At 66.6% G+C, this 12903-nt stretch carries 12 protein-coding genes and 1 tRNA gene; 10 read left to right on the forward strand and 3 right to left on the reverse strand.

Going from position 1 to position 12903, the window contains the following annotated elements:
- Position 1 precedes the first annotated feature (1 nt).
- From QYM46_RS04465 to upp, 3 genes are all read right to left on the reverse strand, one after another.
- Positions 2 to 943 (reverse strand): endonuclease/exonuclease/phosphatase family protein, encoded by a 942-nt coding sequence (locus QYM46_RS04465; RefSeq protein ID WP_169251494.1) that lies wholly within the window; start codon positions 941 to 943, stop codon positions 2 to 4.
- A 75-nt stretch (positions 944 to 1018) separates the two neighbouring features.
- On the reverse strand, positions 1019 to 1837 hold the full coding sequence (locus QYM46_RS04470) for a winged helix-turn-helix transcriptional regulator (protein ID WP_101594512.1): 819 nt from the start codon (positions 1835 to 1837) through the stop codon (positions 1019 to 1021).
- A gap of 286 nt (positions 1838 to 2123) precedes the next feature.
- Positions 2124 to 2762, reverse strand: coding sequence for a uracil phosphoribosyltransferase (upp, locus tag QYM46_RS04475; protein WP_025777002.1), 639 nt, complete (start codon positions 2760 to 2762; stop codon positions 2124 to 2126).
- A 73-nt stretch (positions 2763 to 2835) separates the two neighbouring features.
- On the opposite strand from upp, the gene QYM46_RS04480 reads away from it, so the two are divergent.
- The 10 genes from QYM46_RS04480 to QYM46_RS04525 all read left to right on the forward strand — a co-directional run bounded on the left by QYM46_RS04480 (position 2836) and on the right by QYM46_RS04525 (position 12898).
- Positions 2836 to 3387, forward strand: coding sequence for a tRNA adenosine deaminase-associated protein (locus QYM46_RS04480; RefSeq protein WP_432791021.1), 552 nt, complete (start codon positions 2836 to 2838; stop codon positions 3385 to 3387).
- Between the two features lie 32 nt (positions 3388 to 3419).
- On the forward strand, positions 3420 to 3851 hold the full coding sequence (locus tag QYM46_RS04485; protein WP_432791022.1) for a nucleoside deaminase: 432 nt from the start codon (positions 3420 to 3422) through the stop codon (positions 3849 to 3851).
- 63 nt (positions 3852 to 3914) lie between these two features.
- Positions 3915 to 4005, forward strand: a tRNA-Ser gene (locus QYM46_RS04490).
- Between the two features lie 121 nt (positions 4006 to 4126).
- Positions 4127 to 4285 (forward strand): hypothetical protein, encoded by a 159-nt coding sequence (locus QYM46_RS04495; RefSeq protein WP_432791023.1) that lies wholly within the window; start codon positions 4127 to 4129, stop codon positions 4283 to 4285.
- Positions 4278 to 5738, forward strand: a complete 1461-nt coding sequence (locus QYM46_RS04500) for an NCS2 family permease (protein ID WP_432791024.1) — start codon at positions 4278 to 4280, stop codon at positions 5736 to 5738. Before QYM46_RS04495 ends, QYM46_RS04500 begins: the two co-directional genes overlap by 8 nt.
- Positions 5739 to 5934: 196 nt before the next feature.
- Positions 5935 to 7392 carry a xanthine dehydrogenase small subunit gene (locus QYM46_RS04505; RefSeq protein ID WP_432791025.1) on the forward strand — a complete coding sequence of 486 codons (1458 nt, stop codon included), beginning with the start codon at positions 5935 to 5937 and terminating at the stop codon, positions 7390 to 7392.
- Positions 7392 to 9770: a xanthine dehydrogenase molybdopterin binding subunit gene (gene xdhB / locus QYM46_RS04510; RefSeq protein WP_432791026.1), complete on the forward strand. Its 2379-nt coding sequence runs from the start codon at positions 7392 to 7394 to the stop codon at positions 9768 to 9770. The genes QYM46_RS04505 and xdhB overlap by 1 nt, the downstream gene beginning before the upstream one ends.
- Positions 9767 to 10552 carry a xanthine dehydrogenase accessory protein XdhC gene (gene xdhC, locus QYM46_RS04515; RefSeq protein WP_025776996.1) on the forward strand — a complete coding sequence of 262 codons (786 nt, stop codon included), beginning with the start codon at positions 9767 to 9769 and terminating at the stop codon, positions 10550 to 10552. The genes xdhB and xdhC overlap by 4 nt, the downstream gene beginning before the upstream one ends.
- Before the next feature lie 67 nt (positions 10553 to 10619).
- Positions 10620 to 11903, forward strand: a complete 1284-nt coding sequence (guaD, locus tag QYM46_RS04520) for a guanine deaminase (protein WP_432791027.1) — start codon at positions 10620 to 10622, stop codon at positions 11901 to 11903.
- A gap of 170 nt (positions 11904 to 12073) precedes the next feature.
- Entirely contained in the window at positions 12074 to 12898 is an 825-nt protein-coding gene (locus QYM46_RS04525) for a hydroxypyruvate isomerase family protein (RefSeq protein WP_432791028.1), read from the forward strand.
- Positions 12899 to 12903: the final 5 nt, after the last annotated feature.

Consider the following 12903-nt stretch of genomic DNA (forward strand, 5'->3'; position numbering starts at 1 on the left):
ACTACTTGAGGTCGAGCCCGGCGAGGACGGCGCGATGGTCGCTCGATCCGCGTTCGAGCACCTCGTCGGAGGTGGCGTCGAAACCGCGGTAGAGGACATGGTCGAGCCGGGTGACGGGGAACCGGGCGGGCCAGGTGAAGCCGAAGCCGCCTCGGGCCTCCTCCCGGGTATCCTGCAGCGGCGGCACCAGGGTCTCCATATTGTTGTCGGTCGTCGCCGTGTTGAAGTCGCCGGCGACGACGACATGCTCGGCGCTGTCGGTCTCCACGGCCGTGGCCAAGCGGCGCAGAGCGGCATTGCGCATCGATTCGTGGCCGGGGCGCACCGATGGCATATGTACGGCATAGAAGCGGATGTCACCGTGATCGGTCGAGATCGTGGTCGCGAAAGCCCGCGGCCACTGCAGGCCGAGGTCGACCTCCTCGGGCTCCGACATCGGCCATTTCGACCACACTCCGATGGTGTCGACGACCTGAGAATGCTCGAACGAGGAGTCGAGCTCTTTGTGGATGATCTTGCCCGACAGCGACTCGAGCTCCTGGATCGTGACGATGTCCGGATCACGGTCGACGATGTTCTGCGCGGCAGCGGTGGGCTGCGGCATCCTCGCCCCCACGTTGTGGGTGGCCACCGTCAGGTCCGGATCACCGGAATCATCGTTCGGCAGCAGGGCCGGACCGAACATCCCCGTCCACACCAGAGCGGGCACGAGGAATCCGATGGCCGAGAGCCACGAGAAGCGGATGAGGAACATGAGCAGCACGAGCGCGAGGACGATCCCCGTCCACGGCAGCACCGATTCGAGGATGAGCGCGACGCCCATCCGCGTCGGCAGCAGATTGTGGAGAAGCAGGAATGCCGCATAGAGGATCCCGAAGATCAATGCGGTGATGCCCTTCGCGGGGCTATGCCTTCTGCGCGGTGAGGAATATGCCTGGTTCATCGATCAACGATCTTAACCGGGAAGTCTGGCCCCACGCTGGAAGCGACTTGCGACGCGGCTCACAGCCGCTCGACATCAGCGACGCGCCGTCGCGCTCCACACCGTCACATCGGGGTGAGTGTCGTAGCGATATCCCGAACCCCTCATCGTGCGCACCACGGAGGCGTATTCGCCGAGGCGGCGCCGCAGTCGGCGGATATGGACGTCCACGGTGCGTTCGTCGGGAACCTCACCGCCGGACCACACCGCGGTGATGAGGTCCTCCCGGGGCAGGGTCTCATCGGCGTGGGAGACGAGGGTGGCGAGCAGGTCGAATTCCTTCGTCGTGACATCGACGAGGTCACCGTCGATGCGGACCTCGCGGCGGGGAATGTCGATGCGCAGGCGTTCCCCTGTCGCCTGGGTGTAGGCATCGCCGGCGCGACCACCGAAACCGCGGGGTGCGGGAGCCGCCGGAGCAGTCTCCTCGCGCAGAGCCGGCGGGTGGATGCGGTTGGGAATGCGCGAGCGCACGGGCCCGTGGGTCGCCGCCGGCGCGCCTGTCGCGGCGGGGGAGCCGGTGGCCACGGCCCGGACGGCGTCGATGTCGCTGCCGCGGCCTTCCGGGGCCAAGGCGATGACGGCCTGGGTCTCGGCCTGGCTGGCCAGTTCCTTGGCGTAGGCCTGCAGTTCGGCGGCGATCGCGGAGAGGTTCGTGCCGTCGGCTGCGGCCTTGGACTCATCGAGTCCGATGTAGACGATGATTCCGCGAGCGGCCTTCGGCGAGGGGACGACCCCGGCCGGTCCGAAGGTGTGCGGTGCGTTCTGCGGGTCGACTGCGCTCAACCTGGCTCCTGCACGTCGAGTGGCCACTGCACTGCGCGGGTGGACGTAGGCGGGTTCTGGATTCGGCATAGCTGTCCTTTGCTTTCGACCATGAGGTCGATATGACTGGAGGAGTCCGCTGCTTGAGTGAACTCGTTCGAGGCCGGACAGCGGGAGTGAGATCACCGACCACGAACGCAGGGCATACACATATGTGCGCCCGGCATTCGCATCTGATGAATCGTCGAAGTCATGGCTTCATTATTTGTCACAAAACTTCGGCCGCGCAAAGGAAAACCCGAAAATGAGACGACCGTGACGAAATATGACGTCCCACTCGCCGAGGCTGACGACCGAAATCGTCATCCGCGAGGTCTCAGTCGACGATTCCGTACATCCGGTCCCCGGCATCGCCGAGTCCGGGCACGATGTAGCCCTTCTCGTTGAGCTTCTCGTCGAGTGCGGCCGTGTACACCTTCACCTCGGCGGAATCGCTGTAGTCGCGTTCGATGCGTGCCACGCCCTCGGGGGCGGAGACGAGGCACACCGCAGTGACGTCGCGAGCCCCGCGAGCGAGCAGGAAGTCGATGGCCATGGCCAGGGTGCCGCCGGTGGCGAGCATCGGATCGACGACGAAGATCTGCCGACCTGTGAGGTCATCGGGCAGGCGGTCGGCATAGGCGCTGGGTTCGAAGGTCGTCTCGTCGCGGACCATTCCGAGGAAGCCCACCTCGGCGGTGGGCAGGATGCGCAGCATTCCGTCGAGCATGCCGAGGCCGGCGCGCAGGATCGGGACCACGACGGGGCGGGGTTCGGCGATGCGGGTGCCGGTGGTCGTCGTCACCGGGGTCGAGATCTCCTTGTCCTCGACCGCCACCGATCGGGTCGCCTCGTAGGCCAGCAGCATGACGAGCTCTTCGGTGAGCTGGCGGAAGCGAGCGGAATCCGTGTTCGCATCGCGCAGAGCGGTGAGTTTGTGTGCGATGAGCGGGTGATCGGCTACGTGAAGATGCATACCCCAAATGGTACGGGAGAACTTCGCCGCTTCGGCAGTGGTCAATGCGGTCCGAAGCGTTCACAATGGAGGCATGTCGTACTTCACTGAGATCCTGGCCGATTCCGGCGATGGCTTCCGCGCCCTCGATGTCGACGTCCGCGACGCGAACGACCTCGACGACCTCGTCGATATGATGCGTTCGGCCGCCGGCGACGACGGAGAGGCCGTGGCCGTCATCGAACACGAAGACGAATGGTTCGGGCTCGTGCGTCTGTGCGGGAACAACGAGGTCAAGGTCTTCCTGTCCGATCTCGCCGCCGTCGAGGCGAGCCCGTTCGCGGAGATCTTCGCCGACTTCCTCGACTCCCGCCCCGACGCCTACGATGCCGAACCCGAAGACGACTTCGGCGCCGAGGAGGATGAGGACTCGGCCGCCGAGGACGACGACGAAGACGAGGTCGAGATGCTCGAATTCGACGCCGACTCCGAATGGGGTGGAGACGCCGATATCTACTCCGACCGCGGAGTCCCCGCCGCCACGCTCATCGACCAGGTCGAGAGCTATCGATCCGATCCCGCCCGGGTCGTCGCCCACGTCGGTGAGACCGTCGGCTTCGCCGATCAGCTCGAGGCCGCACGCTGACCGCTGCGACCACGGCCCGGTTCGGCGAATGGATGGGGCATGCCCTCGCCGAGGCGGTCCTCGCCCCGGCTCATGACGACGTTCCCGTCGGTGCCGTCGTCGTCGACGGGGACGGTGAGATCATCGGGCGCGGTCACAATCGGCGGGAGGTCGATGCCGATCCGCTCGGCCACGCCGAGCTCATGGCGATCTCCGCTGCCGCCTCGGCGAGGGGGAAGTGGCGCTTGGACAGCTGCACGCTCGTCGTCACCCTGGAGCCGTGCGCAATGTGCGCCGGGGCCCTCGTCGGCTCTCGGATCGACCGAGTCGTCTTCGGCACCTTCGACGACAAGGCCGGTGCCGTCGGGTCTGTCTGGGACCTGCTGCGGGACCGCGCCGCACTCCATCATCCGGAGGTGACCTCGGGGATCCGAGCGGAGGAGGCTCGGGCCCTGCTGCGGGAGTTCTTCGCGGCCAGACGCTGACGTGTCCCAGCTCACGGCGAACCGATTTGGACGCAGAAAGTCCACCGCTGTACAGTTGTCGGCGGTGGCGTGTCCGAGCGGCCGAAGGTGCAACACTCGAAATGTTGTGTAGGGCAACCCCCTACCGTGGGTTCAAATCCCACCGCCACCGCCACGGGAAACCCCTGATCAGTCGATTCTGATCAGGGGTTTCGTCTGTCCCGTCGAAAGATGGCATCGGTGCGGGCAGGGGTGTGATGATTGACACATCAGGGTCGAGCGGCGAGACTTGCTCGATGAAACAGAAAGAGTTTTCCAGGATGTGGAATTTTTGGATCGGTCGAGGATCGATGCCCGTCTGTTTCATTGCGCATGTTCAAGGCGCAGGGTCGACGACGATGGTGTCGCCGACTGACCAAATCGAACAACCTGAGGTGGTCCATGAAAATGGCTGACAACGACCAAGCGGTGCAGACCGCATCTTCGAGACCGGGGCTTCTCGACAGATTCTTCGAAATCACAGGGCGCGGGTCGACGATCAGACAGGAGATCCGCGGAGGCATCGTCGCCTTCGTCGCGATGGCCTATATCGTCGTCCTCAACCCGCTCATCCTCGGCGGCTCCCAGGACATCGCCGGCGACAGCCTCGACTTCGCTCAGCTGACCGCGGTCACCGGGCTCGTCGCCGGCGTCATCACGATCCTGTTCGGCGTCGTCGCCAGGCTGCCGTTCGGTCTCGCCGCGGGCCTGGGGATGAACAGCTTCCTCGCCGTGTCCGTCGTCCAGGAGGTCACCTGGGCGGATGCGATGGGCCTGGTGGTCATCAACGGCATCATCATCGTCGTCCTCGGCGCCACGGGCATCCGCACCGCGATCTTCAACGCCGTCCCGCACGCGCTGAAGATCGCCATCACGGTGGGCATCGGACTCTTCATCGCCTTCATCGGCTTCGTCAACGCCGGGTTCGTCACCCGCACCCCGGCCGGACCTCCCGTCCAGCTGGGCCAGGACGGATCGATCGGCTCCTTGCCGACCCTGGTCTTCGTCTTCGCCCTCGTCCTCATCGGCATCCTCGTGGCACGGCGGATTCCCGGCGGCATCCTCATCGGCATCATCGTGGCCACGATCGCCGCGATCATCATCCAGGCCTTCGCGAAGCTCGGCACCGTCGGCGACCCGGTCGACCCGGACCCGCTGGGCTGGAACCTCGCCGCTCCGGAATTCCCGCAGCAGGTCATCGCCCTTCCCGACTTCGGTCTCATCGGCTCCTTCGACCTCATCGGCGGATTCCAGCACATCGGCGTCCTCGCGGCCACGATGCTCGTGTTCACCCTCGTGTTCACGAACTTCTTCGACGCCATGGGGTCGATGACCGGACTGGCCCGCAGCGCCGGACTGCAGACCGATGACGGAATGTTCCCGCGCATCCGCGGAGCCTTCATCGTCGAAGGTCTCGGCGCGGTCTTCGGCGGAGCCGCCTCGGGATCGTCGAACACGGTCTTCGTCGACTCCGCAGCGGGAATCGCCGAGGGGGCACGCACGGGGCTCGCCGCCTGCATCACCGGTGTGCTGTTCCTGCTGTCGATGTTCTTCTCACCGCTCATCGCCGTCATCCCGATGGAAGCCGGAGCCGCCGCGCTCGTCGTCGTCGGCGCCATGATGGTCACGCAGATCCGCGAGATCGACATGACCGACTTCCGCACCTCGCTGCCGGTCTTCCTCACCATGGTGACGATGCCGCTGACCTATTCGATCGCCAACGGAATCGGCGTCGGATTCATCTCCTGGGCGCTCATCCACGCCATGAGCAACCGTGCCCGCCAGGTCCACTGGCTGCTGTGGGTCGTCTCGGCCGGTTTCGTCCTGTACTTCGTTCGCGGCCCGATTTCGGCTATCTTGGGAGCATGAGAAAAATGGTTGGACACTCAGCTTGGGGAAAGGGTCAGATCGCCCACGGGGCTTGACCTGCGGGGACGCATGAGTCCCCGATTCCACGTTCTTCTGCGCTGTTCGCATGGATAACCAGAAGCTCGAAGAACGAAGCACATTGTTCCAACCATGCACTGTGCGCCTCAGTGAAGAGGCGCGGGAGGTGTGAAGTGCGATGTCCGCAGCGACAACGGACCAGTCAACTGCCGAAGTGACAATCAACGGGACCGTCCGCGAATTCGACGGCCCACCCCATACGAATGCGCTGGACTTCCTGCGCGGTCAGGGTCTGACCGGAGCGAAGGAAGGCTGCGCCGAAGGCGAATGCGGGGCCTGCGCGATCATGGTCGCCCGCCCCGACGAATCCGGCGGAACCCGCTGGACGTCAGTGAACTCCTGCCTGCTGCCGGCGGCAGCCCTCGACGGGGGAGAGGTCGTGACCTCCGAAGGTCTGGCCGACGGAGACACCGTCCACCCCGTCCAGGAAGAGATGGCCGTGCGCGGCGGATCCCAGTGCGGATACTGCACCCCCGGCTTCATCTCCTCGATGGCCGCCGAATACTACCGCCCCGATCGCGGCGAGGACGGCTTCGACCTCCACTCCCTGTCGGGCAACCTGTGCCGCTGCACCGGCTACCGTCCCATCCGCGACGCCGCGAACGCTCTCGGACAGCCCACCGCCGACGATGCGCTGGCCGCCCGCCGTGACCGCCCGGCACCGGCCCCCGTGGCCACCGATTATCAGCGGGCCGACACCGCCACGGGCCGGATCGGACGCTACCGTCGTCCCGCCACCCTCGCCGAGGCGGTCGAGGCCCTGAGTCAGGATCCCGAGGTCACCGTCGTGGCCGGGGCCACCGACTGGGGCGTCGAGGTCAACATCAAGGGAGCGCGCGCCAAGAACATCCTCGCCGTCGACCGGCTGGAGGAGATGCGCGGAATCCGCCGCACCGAATCGTTCGTCGAACTCGGTGCCTCCCACACCCTGTCCGAACTCGAACGCGAACTCTCCGGCAGCATTCCGCTGCTGGGCAAACTGTTCCCGCAGTTCGCCTCCCGCCTCATCCGCAACGGGGCGACGATCGGCGGCAACCTCGGCACCGGTTCGCCCATCGGCGACACCCCGCCGGCCCTGCTGGCCCTCGAAGCCGAACTCGTGCTCACCTCGGTGCGCGGGTCCCGGACCGTGGCGCTGGCCGACTACTTCACCGGATACCGGCAGACGGTGCGGGCCTCCGATGAGCTCATCACCGCCATCCGCATCCCGCTGCCGCTGTCTCCGCTGACGTCGTTCCAGAAGATCGCCAAACGCCGCTTCGATGACATCTCCTCGGTGGCGATCGGCTACGCCGTCGACATCCGCGATGGCATGATCGCCAAGGCCCGGATCGGCCTCGGCGGAGTCGCGGCCACCCCGCTGCGCGCCACCGCCACCGAAGCCCTCCTCGAAGGCCGACCGTGGAGCCTGGAGACCGTGCATGCGGCGGCCGAGACCCTCGCCGCCGAAGGCACCCCGATGGACGACCACCGAGCAAGTGCGAAATACCGGACCGCGATGCTGCGGTCCTCCCTCGAACGCTTCTACGCCGAGCAGCTCGGCCACCCGGCCGTGACCAGCAAGGAGGTCCAGTGATGAGCCAGCTCTCCCAGCGCCCCGCCGACCCGGTCGTCGGCGAACGCCACCACCACGAAAGCGCCTTCGGCCACGTCACCGGAACCGCGCTCTACACCGATGACCTCATCGGCCGCCTCACCGGCGTCCTCCACGCCTTCCCCGTGCAGTCGACGACCGCCCACGGCCGCCTCGGCGCCATCGACGTCGCACCCGCCTATGCGGTGCCCGGCGTCGTCAAGGTCATCACCGCCGCCGACATCCCCGGCGTCAACGACCAGGGCGTCAAACACGATGAGCCGATGCTGCCGGTCGACGAGATCATGTTCTTCGGCCAGCCCCTGGCCTGGGTCCTCGCCGAGGATCTCGAGGCCGCGAAGGAAGGCGCTGCAGCAGTCACCGCCGAGGTCGAGGAGATGCCGTCGCTGGTGACCGTGCGAGATGCGATCGCCGCCGACAGCTACCACGGCACACCCCTGTCGATCGACAAGGGCGAAGTCGACTCCGCGTTCGCCGACGCCGCCCATGTCTTCGAAGGCGAATTCGAGTTCGCCGGTCAGGAGCACTTCTACCTCGAAACGCAGGCCTGCCTGGCTCATGTGGACGAGAACGAACAGGTCTTCATCCAGTCCTCGACCCAGCACCCCACCGAGACTCAGGACATCGTCTCCCACGTCCTCGGAGTCCCCGCCCACGAGGTGACCGTGCAGTGCCTGCGCATGGGCGGCGGCTTCGGCGGCAAGGAGATGCAGCCCCACGGCTACGCCGCCCTGGCCGCGCTCGGTGCGAAGCTGACCGGCAGGCCCGTGCGACTGCGGCTCGACCGCACCCGCGATATCACCATGACCGGCAAACGACACGGCTTCCACTCGTCGTGGAAGATCGGATTCACCGAGGAGGGGAAGATCCTCGCCCTCGATGCGACACTGACCGCCGACGGCGGGTGGAGCCTCGACCTGTCCGAACCCGTGCTCACCCGCGCGATGTGCCATATCGACAACGCCTACTGGGTGCCCAACATCCGAGTCACCGGCCGCATCGCCAAATGCAACAAGACCTCGCAGACGGCCTTCCGCGGTTTCGGCGGCCCGCAGGGCATGCTCGTCATGGAGGACATCATCGGACGTGTCGCCCCGCAGCTGGGACTGAGCGCCCGGGAGCTGCGGCGCCGGAACTTCTACGCCGACGGCCAGGACACTCCCTACTATCAGCCGGTACGCCACCCCGAGCGGATCGAAGCATGCTGGGATCAGCTCATCTCCCAATCCGATCTGGAGGCCCGCGAAGCCGAGATCCACGCCTTCAACTCGAGCCACGAGCACATCAAGCGGGGGCTGGCGATCACTCCGGTGAAGTTCGGGATCTCGTTCAACCTCACCGCCTTCAACCAGGGCGGAGCGCTCGTGCTCGTGTACAAGGACGGCTCCGTCCTCGTCACCCACGGCGGCACCGAAATGGGCCAGGGCCTGCACCAGAAGATGCTGCAGGTCGCGGCCACCACCCTCGGCGTGCCCCTGTCGACGGTGCGCCTGGCGCCGACCCGCACGGACAAGGTGCCCAACACCTCGGCGACGGCGGCGAGCTCCGGATCCGACCTCAACGGCGGAGCGGTGAAGAACGCCTGCGACCAGATCCTCGACCGGCTGCGACAGGTCGCCGCGGGCATCCTCGGTGCTCCTGCGCATGAAGTCGAGATCTCACGGGGGATCGTCTCCGCGCTGTCCTCACCGAAGACGGTGACCTGGGAAGAGCTGATCAACACCGCGTACTTCCAGCGCATCCAACTCTCGGCCTCCGGCTTCTACCGCACCGAGGGCCTGCACTGGAACCTCTCGCAGATGCGCGGGGAGCCGTTCAAGTACTTCGCCTACGGGGCGGCGGTGTCCGAGGTCGAAGTCAACCGCTTCGACGGCTCCTACACCCTGCGTCGCGTCGACATCGTCCACGACGTCGGGGACTCCCTGTCACCGCTGCTCGACCTCGGACAGATCGAGGGCGGCTTCATCCAGGGCGCCGGCTGGCTGACGCTGGAAGATCTGCGCTGGGACGAATCGGACAAGCCGAGCCGGGGACGTCTGGCCACTCAGGCGGCGAGCACATACAAGATCCCGAGCTTCTCCGAAGTCCCCGAGGTCTTCAACGTCACCTTCCTCGACAAGGCACACGAAGAGGGAGCCGTGTACGGGTCGAAGGCCGTGGGCGAACCCCCGCTCATGCTCGCCTTCTCCGTCCGCGAAGCCCTGCGCGAGGCCGTCGGGGCCTTCGCACGACCCGGTCACAGCGTCGACCTCGCCTCTCCGGCCACACCCGAAGCGGTGTTCTGGGCGATCGAAGAAGCCCGCGGTCAGGGCTCGGGGGCGGCAGCCTCGGCGAGGGAAGGACAACGAGTTCCGTCATGACCTGGATGGACACCGCAGCCGAGCTTCGCGCAGCTCGGGTGCCGGCAGTCCTCATCACTCTCGCCGCGGTGCGTGGGCACGCCCCACGTGAAGCGGGAGCGAAGATGATCGCCACCGCCGATGACCTGTTCGGGACCATCGGCGGGGGCAATCTCGAGATGACGGCCCTCACCCGTGCCCGGGAACTGCTCGCCGAGGGTCAGACGGCCCCGGAGATGCTCACCCTGCGGCTCAACGACAAGGCTCCGGCCAAATACGGTCGCCAATGCTGCGGCGGAGAGGTCACCATGCTCTTCGAACCCCTGCCGGTGCCCGCCTCGGTGGCGATCTTCGGCATCGGCAACATCGGCCTCGAACTCACCCGGATCCTCGCCCGCCACGATCTCGACCTCACCGTGTCCGATTCCCGTCCGGAACAGCTCGAGGCTCTCGACGAGTTGGAGGCGCCGGTGGCGCGGATCCGCCGCGAATTCGCGGTCGTCGGCGAAGAGGTGCTTGAGAGCCTGCCGGCCGGAGCGCACGTGGTCATCATGACCCATGACCATGCCGAAGACCTGCACCTGTGCTCCGCGGCACTGACCCGCGGCGACCTCGGCTCGGTCGGACTCATCGGCTCGAATGCGAAATGGCAGCGCTTCCGCAAGAACCTCGCCGCCGAGGGCTTCGACCTCGAGGCCGTCGACACCATCCGCTGCCCCATCGGACTGCCCGAGCTGCCGGGCAAAGCGCCCGCGACGATCGCCGTGAGCGTCGCCGCGGACCTGCTCGGCCGCATCGGCTGAGCTTCACGCTGACTTCCATCACTGACTTTCACCACTGACTTTCATCACTGACTCAAGGAGAACCACTGTGGTCATCTACCGTGCCCGCGTCTTCGACACGCCGGACAACCCGTTCACCGGAGGCCGGCTGCGTTCGGCGTCCGATATCGCCCTCGTCGTCGACGACGGGCTCATCACCTCCCGCACCGACGTCGATACGGCCCGGGCAGCGCATCCGGACGCCGAGGTCATCGACCTCCGCGACGGTGTGCTCATCCCCGGACTCATCGACACGCACGTCCATCTGCCGCAGGTCAGGGCCATCGGCCACCTCGGGCGGCCTCTGCTCGACTGGCTCGACCAGTGCGCCCTGCCCGAAGAGGCGAAACTCGCCGACCCGGCCTACGCGAAGGCGGTGGCCGGCGAATTCCTCACGGGTCTGATCTCGGCGGGGACCACCTCGGCGATGGTCTTCGGTTCGCACTTCGCGAGCGCCATGGACGTCTTCTTCTCCGCCGCTTCAGAATCGGGGCTGCGGATCACCTCTGGCCTGGTCACCAGCGACCGGAACCTGCCCGAGTCGCTGCTCACCGATGTGGAGCGCTCGACGAAGGAGAGTCAGGCGCTCATCGACCGGTGGCACGGGAACGGACGCCTGCGCTACGCGGTGACGCCGCGGTTCTCGTTCTCCGCAGGTCCCGAGCTGCTGGCCGCCGGCGGCCGACTCGTGGAGGAGAATCCGGGCATCTGGGTGACTTCGCACCTGAACGAGAACGTCGATGAGATCTCCGGAGTCGCGCAGATCCACCCCGAGGCTCGTGATTATCTCGACACCTACGACCGGGCAGGACTCGTCGGTCGGCGCACGGTACTCGCACACAACGTCCACCCGCAGGATCGGGAACTGGCACGCATGGCCGAGGCCGGGGCCGTGGCCGCGCACTGCCCGACCTCGAACTCGGCTCTGGCCAGCGGTTTCTTCCCGCTGCGCCGGCATATCGAGGCGGGCGTCCGCGTGGCTTTGGGCTCCGACGTCGGGGCGGGGACCGGGTTCAACCTGCTCAAGGAAGGGGTGCAGTCGTACTTCATGCAGCAGCTCGATCCGTCCGGGGGAGTGGCCCTGAACTCGGCGCATCTGCTCCACCTGGCCACTGCGGCCGGTGCCGAAGCGCTCGAACTCGACGATGTCGGCGTGCTCAGCGAAGGCAAGCGCTTCGACGCCGTGCTCATCCGTCCCGCCGAGGGGCAGCCCCTGGACGTCGGCATCCGCCACGCCGCCGACGACGGCGACGCCCTGGCGACGATCTTCGCCATGGGCACCCCGGCCGACATCGCGGGCGTCTGGGTCGACGGCACCTCCCTCCACCCCTAATTACTACCTGACGGCGGCCCAGCAACCTCGCGCGAGGTTGCTGGGCCGCCGTCACGTAGTTCTGGGACGAAGGTCTTGACGGGAACTCCATGGGCCGCTTATGCTGATTTCACGGAATGGAAATAAACTTCCACAATACGGAAACTAGCGGCAACTCAAAGGAGAGCTCCATGTCCCAGAACTTCACCTCACCTGGCAGCTACGTCCTCAACTGCTCCACCCTGCTCACCGAACTGCCCGTTCTCGAACGCGCCCAGGCAGCGAAGGACGCCGGATTCGACGAGGTCGAATTCTGGTGGCCCTTCGACGGGAACCCGACCCCCACCTCGGCGGAGGTCGATGAGTTCATCGCCTCCCTCGAATCCGCAGGGGTCGCCCTCAAGGGCCTGAACTTCTGGGCCGGGAACATGGCCGCCGGCGACCGCGGAATGGTCTCGATCATCGGTGCCGAAGAGGACTTCGCGAAGAACGTCGACATCGTCGTCGACATCGGCCGCCGCACCGGCTGCCGCGCCTTCAACGCGCTCTACGGACTGCGCACCGACGGCCAGGACGCGGACGCACAGGACGCCACGGCCGCCGCCAACCTGGCGCTGGCCGCCGGCAAGGTCGCCGAGATCGGCGGAACCGTCCTCGTCGAACCCGTCTCCGGGGCCGAGGCCTACCCGCTCAAGCGCTACGCCGACGCCGCCGAGGTGGTCGGACATGTCCGCGCCGACGGGCCCGAGAACATCGCCGTGCTCGCCGACTTCTACCACATGCACGTCAACGGCGACGATGTCGCGGCCGTCATCGAAGCCGAAGCCCCGAACTTCGGCCACATCCAGATCGCCGACGCCGACGGCCGCGGAGCACCCGGCACCGGATCGCTGCCGCTGCGCCAGTGGATCGACCGCGCCCTCGAGCTCGGCTACACCGGATCCGTGGCACTCGAATACAAACAGGACCGCGCCACCGCCTTCGACTGGCTCGATCGCGCCGCCCAGACCGCCTGAACCTC

Origin of the sequence: Brevibacterium sp. K11IcPPYGO002 (genome assembly GCF_050920635.1) — a bacterium.
GTDB lineage: Bacteria > Actinomycetota > Actinomycetes > Actinomycetales > Brevibacteriaceae > Brevibacterium.